20 protein-coding genes are annotated in these 25,487 nt (G+C 67.0%); 7 read left to right on the top strand and 13 right to left on the bottom strand.

Annotation, left to right across the window (positions count from 1 at the left end; genetic code table 11):
• Positions 1 to 4: 4 nt before the first annotated feature.
• The 8 genes from QPK32_RS03650 to QPK32_RS03615 all read right to left on the bottom strand — a co-directional run bounded on the left by QPK32_RS03650 (position 5) and on the right by QPK32_RS03615 (position 9,141).
• Positions 5 to 679, bottom strand: coding sequence for a choice-of-anchor J family PEP-CTERM protein (locus tag QPK32_RS03650; protein ID WP_290411416.1), 675 nt, complete (start codon positions 677 to 679; stop codon positions 5 to 7).
• A gap of 227 nt (positions 680 to 906) precedes the next feature.
• Positions 907 to 1,980: a branched-chain amino acid ABC transporter permease gene (locus QPK32_RS03645; RefSeq protein WP_290411415.1), complete on the bottom strand. Its 1,074-nt coding sequence runs from the start codon at positions 1,978 to 1,980 to the stop codon at positions 907 to 909.
• A 1-nt stretch (position 1,981) separates the two neighbouring features.
• The gene (locus tag QPK32_RS03640) at positions 1,982 to 3,001 is read right to left on the bottom strand and encodes a branched-chain amino acid ABC transporter permease (protein ID WP_290411414.1); all 1,020 of its coding nucleotides are present in this window, start codon (positions 2,999 to 3,001) and stop codon (positions 1,982 to 1,984) included.
• Positions 3,002 to 3,124: 123 nt separating this feature from the next.
• Positions 3,125 to 3,850 carry an ABC transporter ATP-binding protein gene (locus QPK32_RS03635; RefSeq protein WP_290411413.1) on the bottom strand — a complete coding sequence of 242 codons (726 nt, stop codon included), beginning with the start codon at positions 3,848 to 3,850 and terminating at the stop codon, positions 3,125 to 3,127.
• A 31-nt stretch (positions 3,851 to 3,881) separates the two neighbouring features.
• The gene (locus tag QPK32_RS03630) at positions 3,882 to 4,655 is read right to left on the bottom strand and encodes an ABC transporter ATP-binding protein (RefSeq protein WP_290411412.1); all 774 of its coding nucleotides are present in this window, start codon (positions 4,653 to 4,655) and stop codon (positions 3,882 to 3,884) included.
• Between the two features lies 1 nt (position 4,656).
• Positions 4,657 to 5,853: a substrate-binding domain-containing protein gene (locus QPK32_RS03625; RefSeq protein ID WP_290411411.1), complete on the bottom strand. Its 1,197-nt coding sequence runs from the start codon at positions 5,851 to 5,853 to the stop codon at positions 4,657 to 4,659.
• A 39-nt stretch (positions 5,854 to 5,892) separates the two neighbouring features.
• A complete protein-coding gene (locus QPK32_RS03620) occupies positions 5,893 to 6,783 on the bottom strand; it encodes an alpha/beta hydrolase (RefSeq protein WP_290411410.1) in 891 nt (296 codons plus the stop codon).
• A 42-nt stretch (positions 6,784 to 6,825) separates the two neighbouring features.
• Positions 6,826 to 9,141, bottom strand: a complete 2,316-nt coding sequence (locus QPK32_RS03615) for a TonB-dependent receptor (protein ID WP_290411409.1) — start codon at positions 9,139 to 9,141, stop codon at positions 6,826 to 6,828.
• A 291-nt stretch (positions 9,142 to 9,432) separates the two neighbouring features.
• On the opposite strand from QPK32_RS03615, the gene QPK32_RS03610 reads away from it, so the two are divergent.
• Positions 9,433 to 10,353: a LysR family transcriptional regulator gene (locus tag QPK32_RS03610; protein ID WP_290411408.1), complete on the top strand. Its 921-nt coding sequence runs from the start codon at positions 9,433 to 9,435 to the stop codon at positions 10,351 to 10,353.
• 205 nt (positions 10,354 to 10,558) lie between these two features.
• On the opposite strand, the gene QPK32_RS03605 is transcribed toward QPK32_RS03610, so the two are convergent.
• Entirely contained in the window at positions 10,559 to 11,725 is a 1,167-nt protein-coding gene (locus tag QPK32_RS03605) for a GNAT family N-acetyltransferase (protein ID WP_290411407.1), read from the bottom strand.
• Between the two features lie 47 nt (positions 11,726 to 11,772).
• Between QPK32_RS03605 and QPK32_RS03600 the strand changes: the two genes are divergently transcribed.
• Entirely contained in the window at positions 11,773 to 13,848 is a 2,076-nt protein-coding gene (locus tag QPK32_RS03600) for an NAD(+) synthase (RefSeq protein ID WP_290411406.1), read from the top strand.
• Positions 13,849 to 13,874: 26 nt separating this feature from the next.
• Positions 13,875 to 14,213: a P-II family nitrogen regulator gene (locus QPK32_RS03595; protein ID WP_290411405.1), complete on the top strand. Its 339-nt coding sequence runs from the start codon at positions 13,875 to 13,877 to the stop codon at positions 14,211 to 14,213.
• Positions 14,214 to 14,319: 106 nt separating this feature from the next.
• Here the strand turns inward: QPK32_RS03595 and QPK32_RS03590 are convergent, their stop codons facing one another.
• The 4 genes from QPK32_RS03590 to trxB form a co-directional block, all read right to left on the bottom strand.
• Entirely contained in the window at positions 14,320 to 14,925 is a 606-nt protein-coding gene (locus QPK32_RS03590; RefSeq protein ID WP_290411404.1) for a trimeric intracellular cation channel family protein, read from the bottom strand.
• 89 nt (positions 14,926 to 15,014) lie between these two features.
• Positions 15,015 to 17,231, bottom strand: coding sequence for an ATP-binding protein (locus QPK32_RS03585; RefSeq protein WP_290411403.1), 2,217 nt, complete (start codon positions 17,229 to 17,231; stop codon positions 15,015 to 15,017).
• A gap of 153 nt (positions 17,232 to 17,384) precedes the next feature.
• Positions 17,385 to 18,074, bottom strand: a complete 690-nt coding sequence (locus QPK32_RS03580; RefSeq protein ID WP_308632435.1) for a Smr/MutS family protein — start codon at positions 18,072 to 18,074, stop codon at positions 17,385 to 17,387.
• Positions 18,075 to 18,081: 7 nt separating this feature from the next.
• Complete coding sequence (gene trxB, locus QPK32_RS03575) at positions 18,082 to 19,035, bottom strand: thioredoxin-disulfide reductase (RefSeq protein ID WP_290411402.1); 954 nt, start codon at positions 19,033 to 19,035, stop codon at positions 18,082 to 18,084.
• 190 nt (positions 19,036 to 19,225) lie between these two features.
• Between trxB and QPK32_RS03570 the strand changes: the two genes are divergently transcribed.
• From QPK32_RS03570 to serS, 4 genes are all read left to right on the top strand, one after another.
• Positions 19,226 to 21,859 carry a DNA translocase FtsK gene (locus QPK32_RS03570; RefSeq protein ID WP_290411401.1) on the top strand — a complete coding sequence of 878 codons (2,634 nt, stop codon included), beginning with the start codon at positions 19,226 to 19,228 and terminating at the stop codon, positions 21,857 to 21,859.
• Between the two features lie 150 nt (positions 21,860 to 22,009).
• Positions 22,010 to 22,645, top strand: a complete 636-nt coding sequence (gene lolA / locus QPK32_RS03565) for an outer membrane lipoprotein chaperone LolA (protein ID WP_374046701.1) — start codon at positions 22,010 to 22,012, stop codon at positions 22,643 to 22,645.
• A 72-nt stretch (positions 22,646 to 22,717) separates the two neighbouring features.
• A complete protein-coding gene (locus QPK32_RS03560) occupies positions 22,718 to 24,034 on the top strand; it encodes a replication-associated recombination protein A (RefSeq protein WP_290411399.1) in 1,317 nt (438 codons plus the stop codon).
• 87 nt (positions 24,035 to 24,121) lie between these two features.
• Positions 24,122 to 25,417, top strand: a complete 1,296-nt coding sequence (gene serS, locus QPK32_RS03555) for a serine--tRNA ligase (protein WP_290411398.1) — start codon at positions 24,122 to 24,124, stop codon at positions 25,415 to 25,417.
• Positions 25,418 to 25,487 lie beyond the last annotated feature (70 nt).

Here is a 25,487-nt window from a genome sequence, read left to right as displayed (position 1 = left end):
TTTCTCAGCCGATGCGTCCGTCGTGCCGCGCACGTACGCGGCGGCCCAGCACCGGCAACAGCGCGATGCCCACGCCCAGCATCAGCCAGCTGGAAGGCTCGGGCACGGCCGTGACGACATTGACGGTATCCAGGCCGATGTAGCTCAGGGTATCCGCCGGACCGACGTAACGGAAGGCGAATCTTCCGCTGCCCGTCTCGGAGATGCTCGCGGAAAACTGTTGCCAGTCGAGCGGATAGTCGGCACTGCCGCCGACGGTGGCGAGCAGGGTGGAGAAGCCGGCCGTGTCGGTGCCGGTACCGGACGAGAAGCGCACCTCGAGCACGTCGTTGAAGCCCGGTTCGTCGGCGCGCCGCGTATAAAAGCTCAAGGAGGTGATGCCGGAGAGGTCGAGCGTGGGCGTGATCAGCCAGTTGTCGACGCTGCCGCTGCCGTTGGCGGCGCCGAGATAGCTGGCCGCCGCATAGGCATCGGCAGCGCCGGACTGGGCCGGGAACAGTCCGGCATTCCCCTGGAACCAGGGGCTGCCGGGCGGAATGCTGTTGTTGACCTGGACCCATCCGTTCAAGCCGGCAACATCGGCGAATCCTTCGTTGAGTACTTCGATCCCGGCCGCGTGCGCGGCCGAGGCGCCCAGCGCGGCCAGCGTCAACGCCGCTGCCGCAAACAAGGTTCTCACGGGTTTCATGGAAGCCCTTTCAGTGGAAGCCAGTAGGAGGGGGGATGGCCCGCGCTGGCTGTCGACGAGGCCATGCATGACTCATCATAGGAATCGCATCAGCGACCGGCTTGATCTTTAGCTAATGGATGGGGTAGACAGGCGAAGTACTGTCGGGCAGGACGCACATGGGCTTGGGACGAGATGCGGTGATGGTGGGCACGTGGTGCCCACCGTGCACGGACCGGTCAGCCGCGCAGGAAGCGCCGCAGACGCAGCTTGCCGACGATCCCGATCGGGAAGAAATAAATGGAGAGGATGAACAGCACGCCGAGCCACAGCAGCCAGCGGTCCGGATGCAGGGCCGCCGCCAGCATCGGCACGCCGGACAGCAGCTCGGACGCATGCCCCATCAATTCCTTCAGGTAGTTCTGGGCCAGGATGAACAGCGTGGCGCCGACCACGGCGCCGTACATCGTGCCCATGCCGCCGATGACGACGATCAGCAGGATGTCCGTCATCACTTCGAAGCCGAGCATCGTCTTGGGACCGACATAGCGCAGCCACAAGGCCATCAGGGCGCCCGCTAGCGCGGCCACCACGGCCGCCAGCACGTTGGCCCAGATGCGGTAGACGACGGTGCGGTAGCCCAGCGCCTCGGCGCGGAACTCGTTCTCGCGGATCGCCTGCAGCACGCGGCCGAACGGCGAATTCACGAGGCGCAGCAGGAACAGGAACAGCAGCGCGCAGCCGAAGAACACGATGTAGTAGGTGAGCAGCCTGCCGTCCACCGCGCGCCCGAACACCTCGTTCTCCAGCAGGCTGAAGCCGGGCGACAGCAGCTCGGGCACGCCGAAGGTACGGCCGTCCTCGCCGCCCGTCAGGTCCGACAGCTGCGAGGCCAGCACGGCGAACGAGGCGGCCACGGCCAGCGTGATCATCGCGTAGAAGATGGCGCGCACGCGCAGCGCGAACAGGCCGATGACGAGGGCCAGTACGACCGTCAGCGCCAGCGCGATGCCCAGGCCGGCCAGCGCCACGCCCCAGGTCGGCTCATCGACGCTGGCCAGCGCGATGCCGATGCCGTAGGCGCCGATGCCGTAGAACATCGTGTGGGCGAAGGAGACGATGCCCGTATAGCCCAGCAACAAATCGTAGGACGCGACCAGCACGGCATAGATGCAGATCGTTGCCGCCGTGTTGAGGGGGCGGGCGCCGGAAAACAGGAAGGGCGCGAACAGCAGGCCCAGCACGATGGCCACGAGGAGCGTGGACAGGATGCGGCTGCGCGGCAGGTCGCCGGAAAGGAGTTGCGTCAGCATGTCAGTGGCGTCCTTTCGCATACAGGCCGGCCGGGCGCCACAGCAGGATGGCGATCATCAGCACGATGTTCGACACCAGCGCGAACTTGGGCGCCAGGTAGCCGGCGTAGTTGGCGACGAGCGCCATCAGCAGGGCCCCGATGAAGCAGCCGCCGACCGAGCCGAGGCCGCCGATGATGATGACGATGAAGACCATCACCATCACTTCGCTGCCCATGTGCGCCACCAGGGTCTCCTTGTACAGTCCCCACATCGTGCCGCCCAGGCCCGCCAGCGCGGAGCCGGCCGCGAACACGGCCACGAACAGGCGGCGGATGCGGTAGCCCATCGCCTCGACCATCTCGCCGTTCTCGACGCCGGCGCGGATCAGCAGACCGATGCGGGTACGGTTCAGCGTGAGGAACAGCACGGCGAACACGACCAGGCCGACCGCGACGGCCAGCAGGCGGTATTTCTCGACGGCGGCGTCGCCCAGGAAGACCGCGCCGCGCAGCGCGGCCGGCAGCGGCAGCGCCACCTGCTCGGCGCCCCAGATGACGGTGATCAGCTGCTCCGACACGATCATGCCGCCCATCGTGATCAGGATCTGCTTCAGGTGCTGGCCGTAGACGGGCATGATGATGACGCGTTCGAACAGCCAACCGAGCAGGGCCGTGACCAGCATCGCGACCGTGACGGCCAGCGCCAGCACGCCGAGGTTGGCGGCCAGCGAGTCCGCTTCGAGCCAGCCGCGCATGGGCACCAGCACGAGGGTCGCCGCGTACGCGCCGACGGACACGAAGGCGCCGTGGCCGAAGTTCAGCACGCTCATCAGGCCGAACACGAGGGTCAGGCCGCTGGCCATGATGAACATCATCATGCCCATGGCGAGGCCGGCGACGGTCAGGGTGACCCAGGCCGGCAGGCTGACGAGGGGCAGCACGGCCAGCGCGACGGCCGGCACGAGCAGCAGGGGCAGCAGGTCGCGCCGGGCCGCGGGCAGCGGTGTGTCGGCCTGGGAAAGCGGTAAAGTAACACTCATTGTTCGTTCCTTGTCTGGCTTGTGGCGCAGGTTGCGGCGTAGGGTGGGCACCATGTGCCCACCAGGCGCTCGCATGACGCCAACGTTCGGTGGGCACGGGGTGCCCACCCTACGGATAGCCGGTTATTGGTGCGCATCCAGCGACAGTCCGAGCAGGCGCTGCTGCAGCGCCTCGTCGCCGGCCAGGTCGTGCATCAGGCCGGCGTGCGCTACGCGGCCGTCGTCCATCACGGACACGGTGTCGCCCAGGGTGCGCACGACGTTGAAGTTCTGCTCGACCAGCAGGATCGTCGTGCTGGTGTCCTTCAGCTCGCGGAAGGCGAGCACCAGGCTGTGCACGATGGCCGGGGCCAGGCCCTTGGTCGGCTCGTCCACCAGCAGCAGCTTGCTCGGCTCGACGATCGCGCGGGCGATCGCCACCATCTGCTTCTGGCCGCCGGACAGGTTCCCGGCCGGGTAGTGCCAGAATTTCTTCAGGGCCGGGAAGAAGCCGCAGATCCAGTCGACGCGCGCCGCGTCCAGGCGGCCCTTGCGGGCGGCGAGGACCAGGTTCTCGCGTACCGTCAGATCCGAGAACACGGCCATGCTTTCCGGCACGTAGGCGATGCCGGCGCGCGCGATGTCGGGCGTGGACAACGCCGTGATGTCGCGCCCGTCGAACACGATGGACCCGCCGCTGGCCTTCCACAGGCCCATGATGGTGCGCAGGGTGGTCGTCTTGCCGGCGCCGTTGCGGCCCAGCAGGACGGCCAGGCCGCCGCGCGGCACTACGAGGTCCACGCCCTGCAGGATGTGGTACTGGCCGATGTGGGTGTGGACGCCGGACAGCGTCAGGATCGGTTCGCTCATCGACACGCTCATTCGTGACATCGCTCCCAGGTCAAACGGTTTCGGGGCTGCCAAGATAGGCCTCCTGCACGATCTTCGAGCGCATCACCTCGGCCGGCTGGCCGTCGGCCACCAGCGTGCCGTTGTGCAGCACGACGATGCGGTCGGCGAGGGCGCGCACGACGTCCATCTTGTGCTCGACCAGCAGCACGGTGCGCTTGCGTTCGGCCTTGACCTGGTGGATCAGGTCGAGCACGACGGGCACTTCGTCCACGCTCATGCCGGCCGTCGGTTCGTCGAACATCAGGACCTCCGGCTCCAGGGCCAGCAGGATCGCCACCTCGAGCTTGCGCTGGTCGCCGTGCGACAGCGTGCCGACATAGCTGTTGCGGCGGGACGCCAGCGCCACGCGCTCCAGGTAATGGTCGGCGCGCGCGATCACCTCGCGGTGGCCGGACCACAGCGACAGCATGCGCATGCCGATGCCGGCGCGGCTCTGCACGGCCAGGCGCACGTTCTCGGCCACGGTCAGGTGCGGGAACAGGTTGGTCAGCTGGAACGCGCGCCCGATGCCCAGGCGCGTGCGGCGCGCCGGGCCGGCGCGCGTGATGTCCTCGCCGCGCAGCAGCACGCGGCCGGACGTTGCCACCAGCTGGCCGGAGACGAGGTTGAAGTAGGTCGTCTTGCCGGCACCGTTCGGGCCGACGATGACGGTCAGCGTGCCGGGATAAAAGTCGGCCGTCACCGCGTTCACGGCGACGTGGCCGCCGAAGCGGATCGTCAGGTCGCGAGTCGACAGGGCCGGCGTGGGTTCGATGCCTGCCATGTCAGCGCTTGTTCTTGACAGGCAGCGGGAGCTCGGTGGCCGGGATCTCGCGCACCAGTTCCAGCAAGTCCCACTCGTTCTTCTGGTCCTTCTTGATGCGGAAGTGGTACATCGGCTGCAGCGCCTGGTGGTCTTCCTTGCGGAAGGTCATCGTGCCCTTGGGCGTTTCGAAGGACAGCCCTTCCATCGCCGTCACCAGCTGTTCGCTGTTGGCCGACGGCACCTTCTGCAAGGCGGCGACGACGGCGCCGGCGGCCGCCATGCCGCCGGCCGTGAACATGTCGGGCGGGGCCTTGTAGCGCTTCATGTGCTCGGCGACGAACCAGTCGTTCATCTTGTTCTTCGGGAAGCCGTAGTAGTAATAGATCGTGCCTTCGGTGCCGGCGTAGGCCTTCCACGTCTTCATGACGGGTAGCAGGTTGCCGCCCGGCGCCAGCGCGATGCCGTAGCGGCCCGGCTGCATGTCGGCGATCTTGTTCATCGGGTTCGGCCCGGCCCAGACGATGGACAGGATGCGCGGCTGTGGCTTGTCCTTCAGGGCGTCGAACAGGCGCTGGGTCGGGGCCGTGAAGTCGGTCGACGCGGCCGGCGCATACTCCTCGTGCACCACCTTGACCTTGCTGCCGGTGGCGGCCAGCGCTTCCTTGCCGGCCTTGATGGCGTCGCGGCCGAAGGCGTAATCCTGGGCCAGGAAGGCGACGCTGCCGCTCTTCAGGGTCGAGGCCGCGGCCAGCGCATCCTGCATCGAATTGCGCGCGGTGCGGAAGATGTACTTGTTCCACTTGGCGCCCGTGATCTCGTCGGCGACGGCCGGTTCGACGATCAAGACCTTCTTGTATTCCTTCGCCACCGGCAGCATCGCCAGCGCCGAGCCGGACGAGGTGGTGCCGACGGCGAGGTCGACCTTGTCGTCGCCGTAGGCTTCGGCCAGCAGCGTGCGGCCCAGGTCCGGCTTGCCCTGGTCGTCCTTGACGATGACCTTGATCTTGCGGCCGTTGATTTCCATCTTCCCGCCGGTCAGGTATTCCAGGCCCATCATGAAGCCGATTTCCGTCTCCTTGGCATAGGCCTCGAGCTGGCCCGTCTTGCCGGCGATGAGGGCGACCTTGACGTCGGGGGCCGCGTTGGCTGCTCCTGCGCCTGCGCCGGCGGCAAAGGCAAGCAGCAGGGCCGCTCGCAGGGTGGTGATGCGTTTCATGTCGTCTCCTTGTACTTCCATTGTTATCGTGTGTACTTCTTACGGCAGCTCGGCCAGGAAGCGCGTGATGGCATCCAGCGCGGCCGGTTCCGTCAGCATCGGCGCATGGCCGACGCCGGGCACCTCCGCATAGCGCATGGCCGGGGCCTGGCGCCGCATCCACGCGCATTGACGGTCTTCCAGCAGGTCGGACAGTGCGCCGCGCACGAGGAGCAGGGGACGCGCCCCGGCCAGGCGCCGGAAACCCTTGCGCAGTCCCGGCGACGTGCCCTTCAGTCTACCCTCCTGCAAGCCCTTGGCAATCCCGGGATCGTAGCGCGGCGCCAGCATGCCGCCGTCGTCCGGGGCGAAGGCGCGCCGCGCCCACTTGTCCCATTCGGCATCCGTGTTACCGGGGAAGGCGCCGGCGTTCAGCGACTTGATGTACGACGCCGCCTCGGTCCAGGATGCGGGCTGCACGCGCTTGCCCGCATAGCCCGCGATGCGCGCCAGGCCCTTGTGCGAGATCCAAGGGCCGATGTCGTTCAGGACGGCCGCGGCGACGAGGTCGATGCGCTCGCCGGCCAGCGTCATCGTGATCAGGCCGCCCATCGAGGTGCCGACGAAGATCGCTTGCGGCAGGCCGAGGGCGTCCATGAAGCGGGCCACGTCGTCCGCATACACCTGGGCGTTGTAGTGGTCCGGATCGGGGTCGCGGTCGGACTCGCCGCGCCCGCGCACGTCGAGGGCCAGCACGCGCCGCCCGAGGCCGGCGACGATGGGGGCGAAGTCGTCGAAATCGGACGCGTTGCGGGTCAGGCCATGGATGCAGATGACGGGCAGGCGCACCGGGGAGGCCGCCATGCCCGGCACCGCCGCTGCCGGATAGTCGCGCGCGACCAGGGTAAGGCCGTCGCTGCTGGTAGTGCTGGTCAATGAGTAATGGGACACGCTGCGAATATCCTGTCTCTCGAAAAGTCCGTCGTTTGCGCCTCAGAAGCGGTATTCCACGGTCGCCTGCACCGTACGCGGGGCGCCGTAGAAGGCCGTCAGCGTGCCCTCGTTGCCCAGCGTGGGGAACAGGTAGCCGGCCGTCTTGTACTGCTTGTCCGACAGGTTCTTGCCGTGGATGGCGGCACGGATCTTGCCGTCGGCCCGCGTCCAGATGATGGACGCGTCGTACAGCTTGTACGATTCCTGGTCGAGCACGGACACGGTCTCGAACTGGTTCGTCGCGCCCCGGTACGAGGCCGAGCCGATCAGCGACAGGCGGCCGTTGCGGCCGAACAGCGGCAGCGGCAACTCGTAGGTGGCGCGCAGGTTGGCCGAGTTCTTCGGGGTGTTCTGGAACACGCGCTGGTCGGCGACGTTCACGCCGGCGACGATGTATTCGTCGTACTTGGCGTCGATGTAGCTGTACATGCCGGACAGGCTGAAGTTGTTGGTGATGTGGGCCACCGCCTCGAACTCGGCGCCCTTGATCGTGGCCTTGCCGGCATTCGTCGTCAGGCCGGCGAAGCTGTCGTCGCGGCCGTCGCCGTTGGTGTCGATCGCCACCGAGCCGGGGATCTGCACGTCCTTGTAGTCGCTGTAGAACAGCGCCGTGTTGGTGGTGATGCGGCCGCCGTTGAACGAGGACTTCAGGCCCAGTTCGTAGGTGCCGATGGTCTCGGGCTTGTAGCCGGCGCGCGCCTGAGCCTGCGAGATGCGGGTGCCGGCGACGTTCAGGCGCGGGTCGAAGCCGCCGCCCTTGAAGCCCTTCGAGTAGGAGGCGTACACGTTCTGGTCGGGCGTGACCTTGTAGTTCAGCGCGATGCGCGGCGTAAACTTCTTGTCCTTGCGTTCCAGGTTGGGCAGGTCGGTATCGGTGCGGAACAGGACCGCGTTCGGGTTGCCCATCTCGGGCGAACCGGCCAGGCCCAGGTATATCTGGCGGAAGATGTCGGCCTTGCGTTCGTCCGAGGTGTAGCGGCCGCCCACCGAGAGCTGCAGCGCATCGGTGAAATTGTAGCTGCCGTCCGCGTACACGGCCCAGGCCCTGGTGTCGATGTCGCCGCTCGTGAAGGTGCTGGTCGGGACCAGGCCGGCCAGTACGGTGTCGAACTTGTTGTAGGCATTGGCGTCGATGTAGTAGACGCCGGCCACGCCCTGGATCTTCGGCCCGGTGTAGGTCAGGTTGAATTCCTGGCTGAACTGCTTGTTCGTGTACAGCGCCGGCACTTCCATGTCCACGACGGGCAGGGCGTCGAAGTCGATCGGGGCCCACGACTTGTCGCGGCGCGAGGCGGTGATCGACTTGAACGCCAGCTCCGGGCTGATCGTCCATTCGACGGTGGCGGAGACGCCGTGCTGGCGCACCTCCTGCTCGTGGCCCAGCGCCGTCATCATCTCGGCCTGGGTGTCGTAGACGTTGTCGAGGATCGGCGCGCCGCTGGTGCGGCCGACGATCAGGCGGTGGCCGTTCTTCGGATGCGAATCGTCCTGCGTGATGTCGCCGGCGATGCGCACCCACAGGTCCGGCGTGGCCTGCCATTCGGCCGAGACGCGGGCGGCGGTCAGGTCCTTGTCGTAGTTGGGCGCGCCGTTGAACAAGTTGGTGCCGTAGCCGTCGTGCTTGAACCGGGCGACGGTGGCGCCGACGCGCAGCTGCTCGTTGACGGGCGTGCTGGCGGTGATCACGCCGTCGCGTTCCTTGTAGTTGCCGAGCGTACCCTTGATGCGCACGTCGGTCTGCGGCGCCAGCTTGCGGGTCACGTACTTGACGGCGCCACCGATGGTGTTGCGGCCGTACAGCGTGCCCTGCGGGCCGCGCAGCACCTCGATGCGCTCGACGTCGTAGATGTCGGCGACGGCGCCTTGCGGGCGGGCCAGGTAGATGTCGTCGAGGTAGATGCCGACGCCGGACTCGAAGCCGGCCAGCGGGTCGGCCTGGCCGACGCCGCGGATGAAGGCGGTCAGCGTGGAGTTGGTGGCGCGCGAGGCCTTCAGGGTGGTGTTGGGCAGGGAGGTCGTCAGCGCGACCACGTCCGGAATGCCCTGCTTCGAGAGCTGGTCGGAAGTGAACGCGGTGACGGAAACCGGGACGTCCTGCAGCGTCTCCTGGCGCCGGCGCGCCGTCACGACGACCTTCTCCATGTTCTCCTCGGGCGCGGCGACGGCGCCGCCCGTGTCCTGCGCGTGGACGGCGGGTGCCAGGGTAGCGAGGGCGGTGCCGGACAGGGCGAGGAGGGCGGCTGCAGAGTGACCGATCAACTGCGGGCCGAACAACTGCGGGCTCAGGCGAGCCAGTTTCTTCTTGCTAACACGCATCGATGTCTCCAGATATTGTTGTGGTGTCATGCGCTTGTCTTTTTTTTCGCATGCAAGCGCAGTGTGCCTCGGATAAAAAGAGGTGAAAAGACAACATCGCGCCCACCCTATTGTGCAAATTTGCACATCCCCGAACACCACAACAAGGCAGGCATGGTCGGGTTGCGAGGGGCGATGACGGGCCCGACGCCCGGCCGCTGTGCGCGGACAAGCGTCGTGACGAAAAGGTTGCAGCGCGACTGTGCACCAGTGCACAATATGTCATCTTGATATCGAACAACGGTGCCCTGGATGAACAGCTTGCCCGAATGGACCGATCTACGTTTCTTCCTGGAACTGGCGCGAGCGGGTACGCTGTCCGGCGCCTCGCGCCGCCTCGACGTCGAACACACCACCGTCGCGCGCCGCATCGACCGGCTCGAGCAGCAGCTGGGCACCACCCTGTTCGACCGTTCGCGCGAAGGCTACGAGCTGACCGAGATGGGCCGCGCGCTGCTGCCCCATGCGGAAGCGATGGAAGGCGCGGCGCTGGCCGCCGCCGAGCAGCTGGGCGGGGCGGAGGTGGCGGCGCACGGCGTGGTGCGCCTGGGGGTGCCGGAAGTGTTCGGCGTGCGCGTCGTCGCGCCCGTGCTCCTGAAACTGTTCGAAGACCATCCGGACCTGTCGATCGACCTGCTGGCGCTGCCCAGCTTCGCCAACCTCGCGAACCGCGAGGCCGACCTCGGCGTCATGCTGGACCCGCCCGCGACGGGGCGCTACGTGGTCACGCGCCTGGCCTCGTTCCGCTTCTACCTGTACGCCTCTCCCGTCTATCTCGCGAAGCATCCGCCGATCCGCACGCACGCGGACCTGGAGCGCCACGACTTCGTCGACTACGTGCAGGACCGGCTGGCCAGCCGCGAGCTGTCCTACCTGAACGAACTGGGATTCACGCCGCGCCGGCGCCTGTGCTGCTCGGGGATGACGGGGCAGATCGAGGCCGCGGCCCTGGGCATGGGCCTCATGATGGCGCCGCCGTACGCGGTGCCGGACGACGGGCGCCTGGTGCCCGTGCTGCCGGGTTTCTACGCCGAGCGCTCGTTCTGGCTGGCGGCGCCGACGGACCTGTACCGGCTGCGGCGGGTGAAGGTGGTATGGGACTTGTTGCGGGAGCTGGCGGACAATAATCCGCGGCTGTGGTGGCACAACGGGGATGTCGACGTGGCCGCGTGAACCCGCGGTGGGGGCGGCGGCGACACCGCGGCGTAGGGTGGACGGCTGCGCCGCGAGGGCGGAATCGTGGTGGTGGCGGCGCCGTCCACGCGTTCGACGCACGTCGAAGCGGCGCGATCCGCGGGCGGTAAGCGAACGCGTGGACGGCTTTCACGCCGCGGGATGCGATACCGCCCGGTGCAGCCGTCCACCCTACGCAGTCCGTTCAATCCGCCTTCGGCGTCTTGAACGGACTGCGGTCGTTCAACTCGTCGATGTAATCGTCGATGCCGCCGGCCTCGCGCTCCAGGAACTTTTCGACGGCATCGGAAAACGACGGATGCTTGAGCCAGTGCGCCGACCACGTGCGCGTGGGCAGGAAGCCGCGCGCCATCTTGTGCTCGCCCTGGGCGCCGCCTTCGAATACCTGGATCTTCTGCTCGATGCAGAACTCCAAAGGCTGGTAGTAGGCCGTCTCGAAGTGCAGGCAGGGCACGTGTTCCAGTGCGCCCCAGTAGCGGCCGTACAGCGTCGTGTCGTCGTGCACGACGAGCGAGGCGGCGATCGGGCTGCCGTCGCGCTCGGCGATCACGAGCAGCAGGTGCTGCGGCATGTCGCGGCCGATGCGGCGGAAGAAATCCAGGTTCAGGTAGGGCGTCGAGTAATGCTCGGCATAGGTGTGGCGGTAGCAGCGCGTGAAGAAGCGCCAGTCCTCGTCCGTCGCGTCCGTCCCGCGCACGCGCCGGAGCAGCACGCCCGCCTCGCGCACCTTGCGCCGCTCGGCACGGATGTTCTTGCGCTTCTTCTGCTCGAGCGTGGCGAGGAAGTCCTCGAACGTGGCGTAGCCCGCGTTCTCCCAGTGGAACTGCACGCCGCTGCGCAGCAGGAAGCCCGCGTCCTCCAGCTGTTTCGCCTGCACGCCGGGCGGGAACAGGACGTGCGTCGACGACACGTCCGACGATTGCTGCACGGAGCGCAGCACGTCGACCAGCGCGTGCCTGGCCGCGTCGTCGCGCGCCAGCAGGCGCGGGCCCGTCACGGGCGTGAACGGAATCGCCGACAGCAGCTTCGGATAGTACTCGAGGCCGTTGCGCTGGTAGGCGTCGGCCCAGGCCCAGTCGAACACGTATTCGCCGTAGGAGTGGCCCTTGACGTACAGGGGCAGGGCTGCGGCCAGGCGTTCGCCGCCCGGACTGTCCGCATCGTCCTCGTACAGCACGATGAACTGCGGCTGCCAGCCCTTGTCCGGCGCGGCGCTGCCGGAATCGTGCAGCGCGTCGAGGAAGGAGAACGAGAGGAAGGGGTTCGGCTGGTCCTGCAGCGCGACCAGGCCGTCCCAGGCTTCCCGGCCGATATCGGACAAGGAAGAAGCGATATGCGTGCGATAATTCAAGATGACTTCCGTACAAAAACTTGGTGGGCGCGATGGATAAGCAATCGATGGATAAGCAATTCTTCAACCTCTACTCTCACGACTTCGCACGCGTCGCCGTGGCCAGCCCGCGTTGCCGCGTGGCCGACCCGGCCTTCAACGCGGGCGAGACGATCAAGCTGGCAAAACAAGCCGCCGAACAGGGCGCCGTGCTGGCCGCCTTCCCCGAACTGGGCCTGTCGGCCTACACCTGCGACGATCTGTTCCACCAGCGCGCGTTGCTGGACGCCGTCGTCGCCGCGCTCGGCACCATCGTCGAGGAATCGAGGACACTGCCGCTGGCCTTGATCGTCGGCATGCCGCTGCGCGTGAACCACGTGCTGTTCAACTGCGCCGTGGTCGTCGCGGGCGGACGCATCCTCGGCGCCGTGCCGAAGAGCTTCCTCCCCAATTATGGCGAATTTTACGAAATGCGGCAGTTCAACCCGTCGGAGAACACGGCCGTCACGGAAATCGAGCTGCTGGGACAGCGCGTTCCCTTCGGCCCGGACCAGCTGTTCCAGCTAAACGACCAGCCGCTGTTCCGCTTCCACGTCGAGATCTGCGAAGACGTGTGGGTGCCGATCCCGCCGTCCTCGTTCGCCGCGCTGGCCGGCGCCACCGTGCTGGTGAACCTGTCGGCGTCGAACGTCGTCGTGGGCAAGAGCGGCTACCGCCACCAGCTCGTCGGCCAGCAGTCGGCGCGCTGCCTGGCGGCCTACCTGTACACCTCGGCGGGCCTGGGCGAGTCGACGACGGACATGGCCTGGGACGGCCAGTCGCTCATCTACGAGAAGGGCGACATGCTGGCGCAGTCGGAACGCTTCCGCGACGATTCCCACATCATCTTCGGCGACGTCGACCTGGAACGCTTGTCGACGGAACGCATGCACGCCACCACCTTCGCGCAATCGGTGCGCCGCCACGCGGACGAGGTGGCGAGGTTCCGCATCCAGCGCTTCGCCTTGCCCCTGCCGCTGGACCGCGAGCTGCCGCTGGCGCGCACCGTCGAGCGCTTCCCGTACGTGCCGGCCGACGGCCGCCGCCGCGACGAGCGCTGCACGGAGGTCTACAACATCCAGGTGCAGGCGCTGCTGCAGCGCCTGCAGTCGTCCGGCCACGAGAAGGTCGTGATCGGCATCTCGGGCGGCCTCGACTCGACCCATGCGCTGCTCGTCTGCGCCAAGGCGATGGACCGCCTGGGCCTGCCGCGCACGAACATCCTCGCGTACACGATGCCGGGCTTCGCCACCAGCGAGCGCACGCTGGACCAGGCGCGAAAGCTGATGCAAGTGGTCGGCTGCACGGCGCACGAGATCGACATCCGCCCCAGCTGCATCCAGATGCTGAAGGACCTGGGCCACCCGTACGCGGAGGGCAAGGAAGAGTACGACGTGACGTTCGAGAACGTGCAGGCGGGCGAGCGCACGAGCCACCTGTTCCGCCTGGCGAACCACCACCACGCGATCGTGATCGGCACCGGGGACCTGTCCGAGCTGGCGCTGGGCTGGTGCACCTACGGCGTGGGCGACCACATGTCGCACTACAACGTCAACGCGAGCGTGCCCAAGACGCTGATCTCGCACCTGGTGCGCTGGGTCGCGGACACGAAGCAGCTGGGCGACGACGGCGGTTCCGACGTCCTGATCGCCGTGCTGGAAACGGAGATCAGCCCCGAACTGGTGCCGGGCAAGACGGGCACCGGGAAGGAGGAGGGCAAGCCGGCGCAGGTGACGGAAAACTTCATCGGCCCCTACGAGCTGCAGGACTTCAACCTCTACTACACGCTGCGCTACGGCTTCGCGCCGCCCAAGGTCGCCTTCCTCGCCTGGTCGGCCTGGCGCGACCGCGACGTCGGTCCCTGGCCGGAGGGCGGCAGCCCCGCGCGCAACGAGTACGACCTCGCCGCCATCAAGAAGAACCTGGGAATCTTCCTGTGGCGCTTCTTCAAGACCAGCCAGTTCAAGCGCTCCTGCGTGCCGAACGGTCCGAAGGTCGGCAACGGCGGCTCGCTGTCCCCGCGCGGCGACTGGCGCGCGCCGAGCGACTCGGAAGCCGTCGTGTGGATGGACGCGCTGAAGCGCATCCCGGATTCCCAACAATAAGCTGCAATACCTGAAAGGAGAAAACCATGAAACAGATTACCTGCGTGATCAAGCCGTTCAAGCTGGACGAGGTGCGCGAGGCGCTGGCCGAGGTCAACGTCACGGGCCTCACGGTCACGGAAGTGAAAGGCTTCGGCCGCCAGAAGGGCCACACGGAGCTGTACCGCGGCGCCGAGTACGTGGTCGACTTCCTGCCGAAAGTGAAGATCGAGGTGGTGGTCGACGACGGCATGGCCGAGACGGTGGTCGACGCCATCATCAAGGCGGCGCGCACGGGCAAGATCGGCGACGGCAAGATCTTCGTGCAGGAGGTGGAGCAGGTGATCCGCATCCGTACCGGGGAGACGGGGCCGGACGCGGTGTAAGCAAACCTACCGTCGCCCCTGCGCAGGCAGGGGCCCAATTTCTCCAGCGCTGCCGCATCACATGCAAACTTGGGTCCCTGCCTTCGCAGGGACGACGTGCCAGGGGCTATCTCCCCATCCTCAAATCGAACTTCCACGCCAACAAGCGCGCCGTCGTGATGAACAAGGCGCTCGACCACAGCGCGAAGTCGTGCGGGAAGCCGTAGATCCCCATCAGCAGGAAAATCCAGTTCCCCACGAACGCGCAGATCGCGTACGGCTTCCCGTCGCGGAACACCATCGGCACCTCGTTGCAGACGATGTCGCGCAATACGCCGCCGAAGATGCCGGTGATCACGCCCATCATCGCGGCCACGAACAGGGGCATGTGCGCATCCAGCGCCGACGACACGCCCGCCACCGAGAACAGGCCCAGGCCCACCGCGTCGCCGATCACGATCAGGCGCTCGGACACCACGTGGCGCAGCGTGCGCATGAGGGGCGTGGCGATCAGGGCGAGCACGAAGATCAGGATCGCGTACTCCTGGTGGATCACCCAGAACAGGGGCCGCTTGTCGAGCAGGATGTCACGCAGGGTGCCGCCGCCGAATGCGGCGATGAAGGCGACGGTGAAGACGCCGACCAGGTCCATGCGCTTGCGCCGGGCCTCGATGAAGCCCGAGAACGCGCCCACCAGGATCGCCGTGATTTCGATGAAGGTGATGAGGTGCATGCAGCTGTCGGTTGTGGCGGTGTTGCTAGCCTAACATGCCGGACCCGACAGTGTAAGGGGGCGTGCACGCCCCCTGCAAAAGGAAGGATTTACGCTTGCGGCGGCAGCGCCGGCTGCTCGCTCGCCAGCGGCAGGCGGACGCTGAAGACCACGCGCCCGTCCTCGTGGCGGTAGGCGATCTCGCCGTCGTGCTCGCGCACGATCTGCTGGGCGATGTACAGGCCCAGGCCCATGCCCGTGCGGTTGCGCGGGTTGTTCATCGAGCTGCGCTTGAACGGGTTGAACAGGCTCGCTTCCGTGTCCGCCGGGATCGGCGCGCCGGCGTTCGACACGTCCAGCACGGCCCGGCCGGACGCGAGCGCCAGGCGGATCAGGATCGGCTGGTTCGGCTCGCCGTGGTGGCGGGCGTTGGACAGCAGGTTCGAGATCACCTGGCCCAGGCGTCCCCCGTCGGCCATCACGAAGGCGGGTCCGACCGTGTGCAGGTCGTAGACGATGGTGGGGTAGGCCAGGCGGGCTTCCTCGACCATGTCCTCGACCAGGGCCGCCAGGTCGACACGTTCGGTCCCCAGGCCCAGGTCCAGGCCGCGCTCGATGCGGCTCATGTCGAGCACCTGGCCGATCATGCGCTGCATGCGGTTGCTGGACGACTGGATGCGCCGGCCCAGCGTGCCCTTGTTGTCGCTGTTCGACGTCTTTTCCAGCACCATGCCGGCCATGTTGATGGAGTTGAGCGGGTCGCGCAGGTCGTGGCCCAGCATCGCCAGCAACTGCGCGCGCATGGTCTCGGTCTGGGCGCGGCGCGCGTTCGACACGCGCACCAGTTCGCCCAGCAGCATGCGCGCATGGGTCAGGATGCCTTCTTCCCACGGGTGGGCGCGCCCGCGCACGGTTTCCTGCCAGGCATCGAAGGAGCCGCGCGGCGTCAGGCGCGCGCCCAGGGGGCCGGTCTGCTCGCTCTTGTCGGGGCGGCCGCCCCAGCGCACGTGCTCCACCTGCTCGCTGCGCAGCAGCAGGCACCAGCCGCCGCTGGGCAGGTCGAACGGCAGGCCGAGCATGCCCGCCCATTTGCCGAGGTCCGCCTGCACCTGGATCGGCCACTCCTTGTGGCATTCGTACTGCACCAGGTCGTGCGCCTGCTCCGGCAGGGCGGCGACGATGGCTTCGCCCGCTTCCTGCTCGATGCCGCGGCAGACCACCCGGCCGAATTGGGTGACGACGAGCGCCTGGGCATTGGCCGATTCGAGCAGGGCGTCGCCGTGCTCGATCAGGGCCTCGAGCGGATCTTCTTCCAGCAGCAGCGACTCGACGAGGCTGGTGCGCACCTTGGCGGCGCGCTCGACCAGCCGCGCATCCTCGCGCGACTCGATGCTCTGCACGGTCGAGGCGAGCACCTGGGCCAGCACGTCGGCGGCCAGGCGCACGGAATAGGGCACCCGCTTCGGCGTCGAGTGGTGGCAGGCCAGCAGGCCCCACAGGCGGCCGTTGATGACGATCGACACGCTCATCGAGGCCGCGACGCCGATGTTCTGCAGGTATTCGACATGGATCGGCGAGACGCTGCGCAGCACGCCGAAGCTCAGGTCCAGCGGCGCGGCATCCGGCGCGCCCAGCAGCGGGACGGCATGGTAGGTCATGTCCGCGATCATGCGCAGCGTGTTCAGCGTGTACAGGCGCCGTGCCTGGGCCGGGATGTCGCCGGCCGGATAGCGCTGGCCGAGGTAGGGCACGAGGTCGTCGCGGCGCGCTTCGGCGACCACGTCGCCGCTGTCGTCGCTGCGGAAGCGGTAGGCCATCACGCGGTCGAAGCCGGTGAAGTCGCGCACCTGGCGCACGGCCGCCTCGAGCAGGCCGTCGGTGGTCTTCTGGCGGCGCAGGCGGTCGATCGAATTGTGGGCCTTGATGGCGAACAGCGCGACTTCGTCGGTGCTGACGTCGCGCGCCTCGAACTCGACGATCACGCGGCCTTTGTGGGCATGCACGACACAGTCGTACTCGGCGCTGCGCAGGTCGATCGCGCCGAACAGGGCCGGGGCCTCGCCGTTCTCGATGTTGTCCAGGCACTCGCGCACGAGGTCGTTCACGCTGTCGGGGAAGCCGAGCGCGTCGAACGGCGCGCCGAGCCGGGGGACCTCTTCCAGCACCAGGTCGATGTTGGCGCTCCAGCCTTCCGCACGGCCGCCGGCATCCAGGAACACCAGGGCACCGTGGGGCTGGATCGAACCTGGAATGTGGATCGGCTCATCCGCGCAATTGAGCAGGTCGACGCGTTGCGGCCTGGCCATCTGTACTGGCGTGCTGGACATTACTGGATCGATCCCTTCACTAGTGGCATCACCATGACGCATGGAGCCGTATCTTACAGGTTTCGTCAATTAGCAGGTGCATATTTGCCGGGTAACATAAAAAACGCTTCGTCCCGATATGCGCACCGTTGTATTTGGCGCAAATTGACGAATTTAATCTTCCAAAGCCGGCCGTAACAGGACGATCAGCGCGCCGTGGCCGCCGTCGGTCCGCCCCGCCGCGACGAAGGCAATGACCTCGGCCATCTGCACCAGCCAGCTGTGCAGCATGCCGCGCAACACCGGTTCGCCGCCGGCCGAGCCATAGCCGACACCGTGGATGATGCGCACGCAGCGCACCCCGCGCTTGCTCGATTTCCTCAAATACGCGTCGACCTGGCGCCGGGCCAGGTCGCGGGTCAGTCCGTGCAGGTCGAGTTCGTCCTCGACGGGCCAGTAGCGCTTGCGCAGGCGCTTGACGACGTCCGGCCCCACGCCCGGCGCCGACCACGACAGGCTCGGCTCCTCGGCCAGCAGGCCGTCGACGTCGAACCCGTCGGACAGCATCGATTCGCGCAGCACGGCCGCCGTTTCCTCGGCCGCCGTGCGCGGCCGGGCGGGGGCGCGGGCGGCGAGGCGCTCGGCCTCCTGCACGGGGCGCCACACGTAGCGGTCCGATTCCGGCATCTGGACGACGTCCTTGACGGCGCCGCGGAACGTGGCCGCGTTCTCGCGCTCGATGCGCTCGCGCTTTTCGCGCTCGGCCTTCTCGATGGCGCGCAGCCGCTCCTCTTCCTTCAGCCGGTCGCGGAAGGATTTCAGGTCGCCGAAGTCTTTCATCGCCATCGAGATGCCGTCAGTCAAGGCTGGATTATTCCAGCGCCTCCAGGTAGCGCTGGGCATCCAGCGCGGCCATGCAGCCCGAACCCGACGAGGTGATCGCCTGGCGGTAGATGTGGTCCTGGACGTCGCCGGCCGCGAACACGCCCGGCACGCTGGTGGCCGTGGCCATGCCCTCGCTGCCGCCGCGGGTCTTGATGTAGCCGTTGTGCATCTCGAGCTGGCCTTCGAAGATGTCGGTGTTCGGCTTGTGGCCGATCGCCACGAACAGGCCGTGCACCTTCAGCTCCTTGATCGAACCGTCTTCCGTCGATTTCAGGCGCAGGCCCGTCACGCCGCTCTGGTCGCCCGTCACCTCGTCCAGCGTGCGGTTGGTCTCCAGCACGATCTTGCCTTCGGCGACCTTGGCCATCATGCGGTCGATGAGGATCGGCTCGGCGCGGAACTTGTCGCGGCGGTGCACGAGCGTGACCTTGGTGGCGATGTTGGACAGGTACAGCGCTTCCTCGACGGCGGTATTGCCGCCGCCGATGACGGCCACTTCCTGGTTACGGTAGAAGAAGCCGTCGCAGGTGGCGCAGGCCGACACGCCGCGGCCCATGAATTCCTGTTCGCTGGGCAGGCCGAGGTATTGCGCCGAGGCGCCGGTGGCGATGATCAGGGTGTCGCAGGTGAATTCGTGCGAATCGCCCACCAGGCGGATCGGCTTCTCGTTCAGGTAGGTCGTGTGGATATGGTCGAACACGATCTCGGTATTGAAACGCTCGGCGTGCTGCAGCAGGCGCTGCATCAGCTCCGGGCCCTGGACGCCCAGCGGGTCGCCCGGCCAGTTCTCCACGTCGGTCGTGGTCATCAGCTGGCCGCCCTGGGCCAGGCCGGTGACCAGCATCGGGCTCAGGTTGGCGCGCGCGGCGTAGACGGCGGCGCTGTAGCCGGCCGGGCCCGAACCGAGGATGAGAACTTTGGCGTGTTTGCGAGTAGTCATGTTTTTACTTCTTATTGAAGTGATGATGTCGGGAAAGTGGGGCCGAACACCATCGGAATCAAGGGGGAGGGGAACCGCAGATTATAGTCGATGATGCACAAGAGCATGAATCGTGGGCCTGCGCGGCCGTATATCGCTTAGAATGGGCATCTTTGGGGCATTTCACCCCGGCAGCACAGTTTCAGTCAGCATGAGCAAGCAAAGTCCATCCACCGGTTCGACCTATACCCACAAGCCGCGGCCGCCGCGCCAGCCCCTGCCGAACCGGCTGGTACGCCTGTTGTCGGAGGCGCGTTGGCTGGTCACGGCCGTCGCGTTGTTGTATTTCGTCCTCATTCTGCTCAGTTATAACAAAGCCGACCCGGGCTGGTCGCACGACACCGTCGTCGCCCACGTCGCCAACCTGGGCGGCCGCGCCGGCGCCTGGCTGGCCGACCTGCTGCTGTTCATCTTCGGCTTTTCCGCCTGGTGGCTGTGCGTCTGCTTTTCGCGCGCCGTCTGGAAAGGTTACCGGCGCCTGCACCGCCGCTTCATCGACGGCGAGGTCCCGGAACCCGAGATCGAGCACCAGGGCGAGATCCTGGTGCGCTGGGTCGGCTTCATGCTCATGCTGGCCGGCAGCGTCGGCCTCGAATACCTGCGCCTGTGGTCGATGAAGGTCGAGCTGCCGCGCTCGGCCGGCGGCGTGCTGGGCCAGCTGATCGGCGGCGGCGCCAATGCCGCCTTCGGCTTCACCGGTGCCACGCTCCTGCTGCTGCTGATGTTCGGCCTGGGCTTTTCCTGGTACTTCCAGGTGTCCTGGCTGGCCGTGGCCGAGCGCATCGGCGAATCGGTCGAACGCTGCTTCGACTGGTTCCGCCTGCGCTACGAAGACCGCGAAGACCGCCGCCAGGGCGAAGTCGCGGCGCACCACCGCGACGAAGTGCTGGTGCACGAGCGCGCCAAGTTCGTGGAAAAGCATGGCAACGCGCCGATCCTGAAGCACGAGCCGCAGGTGGCGGACGAGGCGCCGGCCTCCGCGGAGGAGGCCGCGCCTGGCTTCTTCGCCAAGGCCAAGGCCAAGCTGAAACGGGGCGCCAAGGCCGAGACGCCGCGCGCGGAGCCGCAGGTCGCGCAGGTCGACGATGGCGCGCCGTTCGACGCCGACGACGAACCGTTCTCGGCGCCCGTGCGCGCACCGGCCTCGCCGGTCGCCACGATGGCCGCTACGGCCCCGGCGCCGCTGCCCTCGGCCTCCGCCGCCGCGCCCGCGATCAAGATCGAGCCGCCGATGACGAGCGTGCCCCGTTCCGAGCGCGCCGAGAAGGAGCGCCAGTCGCACCTGTTCGAGGTGCACGGCGACTCCACGCTGCCGCCGCTGGCGCTGCTGGACGACGCCCCGGCCGCCCAGGAAACCGTCGCCATCGACACGCTGGAATTCACCAGCCGCCTGATCGAGAAGAAGCTGTCCGACTTCGGCGTCGAAGCCAAGGTCGTCGCCGCCTATCCGGGCCCGGTCGTCACCCGCTACGAAATCGAGCCGGCCACCGGCGTGAAGGGCAGCCAGATCGTCAACCTGGCGCGCGACCTGGCGCGCTCACTGTCGCTGACGTCGATCCGCGTGGTGGAAACCATCCCCGGCAAGAACTACATGGCGCTGGAGCTGCCGAACCCGAAGCGCCAGATCGTGCGCCTGACCGAGATCCTCGGCTCCAAGGTCTATGGCGACAGCGCCTCGAACCTGACCGTCGCGCTGGGCAAGGACATCGCCGGCAAGCCCGTCATCGCCGACCTGGCCAAGATGCCGCACCTGCTGGTGGCGGGTACCACGGGCTCCGGCAAGTCGGTTGGCATCAACGCCACCATCCTGTCGCTGCTGTACAAGGCCGATCCGGCCGACGTGCGCCTGATCCTGATCGACCCGAAGATGCTGGAGATGTCGGTCTACGAAGGCATCCCGCACCTGCTGGCGCCCGTCGTGACGGACATGCGCCAGGCCGGCCATGCGCTGAACTGGGCCGTGAACGAGATGGAACGCCGCTACAAGCTGATGTCCAAGCTGGGCGTGCGCAACCTGGCCGGCTACAACGGCAAGATCCTGGAAGCGGCCAAGCGCGAGGAACACATCCCGAACCCGTTCTCGCTGACGCCGGACGCGCCGGAACCGCTGGAGAAGCTGCCGACCATCGTCATCATCATCGACGAATTGGCCGACCTCATGATGGTGGTCGGCAAGAAGGTCGAGGAGCTGATCGCCCGTATCGCGCAAAAGGCGCGCGCGGCCGGCATCCACCTGATCCTGGCGACGCAGCGCCCGTCCGTGGACGTGATCACGGGCCTCATCAAGGCGAACATCCCCACCCGCATCGCGTTCCAGGTGTCGTCCAAGATCGACTCGCGCACCATTCTCGACCAGATGGGCGCGGAAACGCTGCTGGGCATGGGCGACATGCTGTACATGCCGCCCGGTACCGGCCTGCCGATCCGCGTGCACGGCGCCTTCGTCTCGGACGACGAAGTGCATCGAGTTGTAAAACATCTGCAGGAAACGGGCGAGCCGAATTACATTGAAGGCATCCTCGAAGGCGGTGTCGCCGAGGAAGGCGGTGCCGACGGCGCCCCGGCCGGCGAGGGCGGCGGCGAGTCCGACGCCATGTACGACCAGGCCGTGGCCGTGGTGCTGAAGAACCGCCGCGCCTCGATCTCGCTGGTGCAGCGCCACCTGCGCATCGGCTACAACCGCGCCGCCCGCCTGCTCGAGCAGATGGAACAGAGCGGCGTGGTGTCGCCGATGCAGTCGAACGGCAACCGCGACATCCTCGTGCCGACCGCCAACGCCGAGTGACGCCCTCCGGACGTCACGGGTAGGGTGGGCGGCTCCGCCGTCCACGCGTTCAATTCCGGCATGCTCGTCGACGGCGCATGAGCTGGTTGGACGCGTGGACGGCCGAGCCGTCCACCCTACGTTCACACAATAAGGAAAATATCGATGAACATGAATCTCAAGATCTCCCTCACCACCCTCATCGCCACCGCCACCCTGGCCCTGTCCGGCAGCGCCTCCGCCGCCGCCCTCGACCAGTTCAAATCCTTCGTCTCCGGCACCAAATCCGCCCGCGGCGAATTCACCCAGACCCAGGTGCGCAGCAAGGCCACGACCGGCAAGGCCGCCCCGGCATCGTCCGGCACCTTCGTGTTCGCCCGTCCCGGCAAGTTCGTCTGGACCTACCAGAAGCCGTACGAGCAGCTGCTGCAGGCCGACGGCGAGACGCTGTACATCTACGACAAGGACCTGAACCAGGTCACCACGCGCAAGCTGGGCAATGCGCTGGGCAGCTCGCCGGCCGCCATCCTGTTCGGCTCCAACGACCTGGAAAAGAACTTCACCCTGTCCGAGGCGGGCGCCCGCGACGGCCTCGAATGGCTGAACGCCACGCCGAAGACGAAGGACACGACCTTCGAGCAGATCGCCATCGGCCTGAAGGACGGCGTGCCGCAGGCGATGGAGCTGAAGGACAACTTCGGCCAGACCACGGTGCTGAAGTTCACCAGCTTCCAGCGCAACCCGTCGCTGGGCGCCCAGCAGTTCAAGTTCGACGTGCCGAAGGGCGCGGAAGTCGTCAATCAGTAAGAGCACGATAACGGGCGCCGCCGCTCATCGGCTACACTTGCGCTTTCGACGCAAGAGCCGCATATGAGCCAGATGGATGACCTTTTCAAGACCGAACCCGCCGCCCCGCTGGCCGAGCTGCTCCGCCCGAAGACAATCGGCGAGGTGATCGGCCAGAGCCATTTGCTGGGCGAGGGCAAGCCCCTGAACCTCGTGTTCAAGTCCGGCAAGCCCCATTCGATGATCCTGTGGGGCCCGCCGGGCGTGGGCAAGACCACGCTGGCGCGGCTGACGGCGAATGCCTTCGACTGCGAGTTCATCGCACTGTCCGCCGTGCTCTCGGGCGTGAAGGACATCCGCGCGGCCATCGAACAGGCCGAGCACTACCTGGCCGGCGGCAAGCATACGATCCTGTTCATCGACGAGATCCACCGCTTCAACAAATCGCAGCAGGATGCGTTGCTGCCGTTCGTCGAATCGGGCCTCGTCACCCTCATCGGCGCCACCACGGAAAACCCCTCGTTCGAGGTGAACTCCGCGTTGCTGTCGCGCTCCCAGGTGTATGTGCTCAAGGCGTTGACGGACGACGAGATGCGCCAGCTGCTCGCGCGCGCGCGGGAGCGCGTGCTGGGCCACCTGCAGTTCGACGAGGTCGCCGTGCAGACGCTGGTCGGCTATGCGGACGGCGACGCGCGCCGCTTCCTGAACCTGCTGGAACAGACCAAGACCTCGGCCGACACGTCCGGCGTCACGCAGATCACGGGCGAGTTCGTCGAGAACGCGCTGACGCTGAACGCGCGCCGCTTCGACAAGGGCGGCGACAATTTCTACGACCAGATCTCGGCGCTGCACAAGTCCGTGCGCGGCTCGCATCCGGACGCCGCGCTGTACTGGTTCTGCCGCATGATCGACGGCGGCGCCGACCCGAAGTACCTGGGCCGGCGCATCGTGCGCATGGCGTGGGAAGACATCGGCCTGGCCGACCCGCGCGCGCTGACGGTGGCGAACGATGCCGTCGAAACCTACGAGCGCCTCGGTACGCCGGAAGGGGAGCTGGCGCTGGGCCAGGCCGTCATCTACCTGGCCATCGCGGCCAAGAGCAATGCGGGCTACAACGCCTTCAACGCCGCGATGGCCTTCGTGCGCAAGGACAAGTCGCGCGAGGTGCCCGTGCACCTGCGCAATGCGCCGACCAAGCTGATGAAGGAACTGGGCTACGGCCACGCCTACCGCTACGCCCACGACGAGCCGAACGCCTATGCGGCCGGCGAGACCTACCTGCCGGACGGGATGCCCGAGCCGCGCTGGTACCAGCCCGTGCCGCGCGGGGTGGAATCGAAGATCGCGGAGAAGCTGGCGTGGCTGCGCAGCCTGGATGCGGAGGCTGGCGGCGACGGCGCCACGGAGTGAGGCGATGGGCAGGGCGAATGCCCGAAATGGGCTGTCGGCTTGGTACAATTGCGCTTTCGATATCCATAACTTGGCACTGGCCCGACAATGATAGACATCCAACTCCTCCGCAAGGACATCGACACCGTCGCCGCGCGCCTCGCCGGCCGCAAGTACCAGCTCGACGTGGCCGGTTTCAACGCCCTCGAAGCCGAGCGCAAGCAGATCCAGACCCGCACCGAGGAGCTGCAGGGCAAGCGCAACACGCTGTCCAAGCAGATCGGCATGCTCAAGGGCAAGGGCGAAGACACGAGCGCCGTGATGGCCGAAGTGGCCGGCATCGGCGACGAACTGAAAGCCAACGAGGCCGCGCTGGCCAGCGTGCAGGACAGGATGGCCGCGTTCATGCAGGTCATCCCGAACCTGCCGCACGAATCGGTCCCCGTCGGCACCGACGAGTCGGGCAACGTGGAAGTGCGCAAGGTCGGCACGCCGCGCCAGTTCGACTTCGAGGTCAAGGACCACGTCGACGTCGGCGCCCCGCTGGGCCTGGACTTCGACACGGCCACCAAGCTGACCGGTTCGCGCTTCTCCGTCATGAAGGGCCCCATCGCCCGCCTGCACCGCGCGCTGGCCCAGTACATGCTGGACACCCATACCGACCAGCACGGCTACACCGAGTGCTACACCCCGTACATGGTCAATGCCGATTCGCTGTACGGCACCGGCCAGTTGCCCAAGTTCGGCGAAGACCTGTTCGCGGTGAAGAAGGGCGGCGTGGAAGGCGAGGGCGAGAACTTCTACCTGATCCCGACCTCGGAAGTGACGCTGACCAACACGGTGCGCGACGAGATCGTGGCGCTGGACACCCTGCCGATCAAGATCACGGCCCACACTCCGTGCTTCCGCTCGGAAGCGGGCAGCTACGGCCGCGACACCCGCGGCATGATCCGCCAGCACCAGTTCGACAAGGTCGAGCTCGTGCAGATCGTGCAGCCGGACCAGTCCTATGCCGCCCTCGACGAGATGGTCGGCCAGGCCGAGACGATCCTCAAGAACCTGGGCCTGCCGTACCGCGTGATGGCGCTGTGCACGGGCGACATGGGCTTCGGCGCGGCCAAGACCTTCGACCTGGAAGTCTGGCTGCCGGCGCAGAACACCTACCGCGAGATCTCGTCGCTGTCGAACATGGAAGCCTTCCAGGCGCGCCGCATGCAGGCCCGCTTCCGCAATGCCCAGGGCAAGCCGGAACTGCTGCACACGCTGAACGGCTCGGGCCTGGCGGTCGGCCGCACGCTGGTCGCCGTGCTGGAAAACTACCAGCAGGCCGATGGCAGCGTGATCGTGCCGGAGGTGCTGCGTCCCTATATGGGCGGGCTGGAGCGCCTGGTCCCGGCGGCCTGAGCAAATAGCTCTTCCGTTTTTCGCAGCGGCCGTCTATAATGCGGCCTCACGCGAACGACCAGTGACACGG

The sequence above is a fragment of the Massilia sp. YIM B02763 genome, from assembly GCF_030412015.1.
In the GTDB taxonomy this organism is placed as follows: domain Bacteria; phylum Pseudomonadota; class Gammaproteobacteria; order Burkholderiales; family Burkholderiaceae_D; genus Telluria.
The sequence above is the reverse complement of the archived record's forward strand: the minus strand, read 5'-3'. Positions and strand labels throughout refer to the sequence as shown.

Excerpts from the sequence above, each read along its gene's own strand:
- QPK32_RS03640 (WP_290411414.1), bottom strand. The coding sequence starts at position 3,001 with ATGAGTGTTACTTTACCGCTTTCCCAGGCCGACACACCGCTGCCCGCG.
- QPK32_RS03585 (WP_290411403.1), bottom strand. The coding sequence starts at position 17,231 with ATGTCCAGCACGCCAGTACAGATGGCCAGGCCGCAACGCGTCGACCTG.
- QPK32_RS03615 (WP_290411409.1), bottom strand. The coding sequence starts at position 9,141 with ATGCGTGTTAGCAAGAAGAAACTGGCTCGCCTGAGCCCGCAGTTGTTC.
- QPK32_RS03570 (WP_290411401.1), top strand. The coding sequence starts at position 19,226 with ATGAGCAAGCAAAGTCCATCCACCGGTTCGACCTATACCCACAAGCCG.
- lolA (WP_374046701.1), top strand. The coding sequence starts at position 22,010 with ATGAATCTCAAGATCTCCCTCACCACCCTCATCGCCACCGCCACCCTG.
- QPK32_RS03645 (WP_290411415.1), bottom strand. The coding sequence starts at position 1,980 with ATGCTGACGCAACTCCTTTCCGGCGACCTGCCGCGCAGCCGCATCCTG.
- serS (WP_290411398.1), top strand. The coding sequence starts at position 24,122 with ATGATAGACATCCAACTCCTCCGCAAGGACATCGACACCGTCGCCGCG.
- QPK32_RS03635 (WP_290411413.1), bottom strand. The coding sequence starts at position 3,850 with ATGAGCGAACCGATCCTGACGCTGTCCGGCGTCCACACCCACATCGGC.
- QPK32_RS03560 (WP_290411399.1), top strand. The coding sequence starts at position 22,718 with ATGGATGACCTTTTCAAGACCGAACCCGCCGCCCCGCTGGCCGAGCTG.
- QPK32_RS03630 (WP_290411412.1), bottom strand. The coding sequence starts at position 4,655 with ATGGCAGGCATCGAACCCACGCCGGCCCTGTCGACTCGCGACCTGACG.
- trxB (WP_290411402.1), bottom strand. The coding sequence starts at position 19,035 with ATGACTACTCGCAAACACGCCAAAGTTCTCATCCTCGGTTCGGGCCCG.
- QPK32_RS03595 (WP_290411405.1), top strand. The coding sequence starts at position 13,875 with ATGAAACAGATTACCTGCGTGATCAAGCCGTTCAAGCTGGACGAGGTG.
- QPK32_RS03590 (WP_290411404.1), bottom strand. The coding sequence starts at position 14,925 with ATGCACCTCATCACCTTCATCGAAATCACGGCGATCCTGGTGGGCGCG.
- QPK32_RS03625 (WP_290411411.1), bottom strand. The coding sequence starts at position 5,853 with ATGAAACGCATCACCACCCTGCGAGCGGCCCTGCTGCTTGCCTTTGCC.
- QPK32_RS03610 (WP_290411408.1), top strand. The coding sequence starts at position 9,433 with ATGAACAGCTTGCCCGAATGGACCGATCTACGTTTCTTCCTGGAACTG.
- QPK32_RS03600 (WP_290411406.1), top strand. The coding sequence starts at position 11,773 with ATGGATAAGCAATTCTTCAACCTCTACTCTCACGACTTCGCACGCGTC.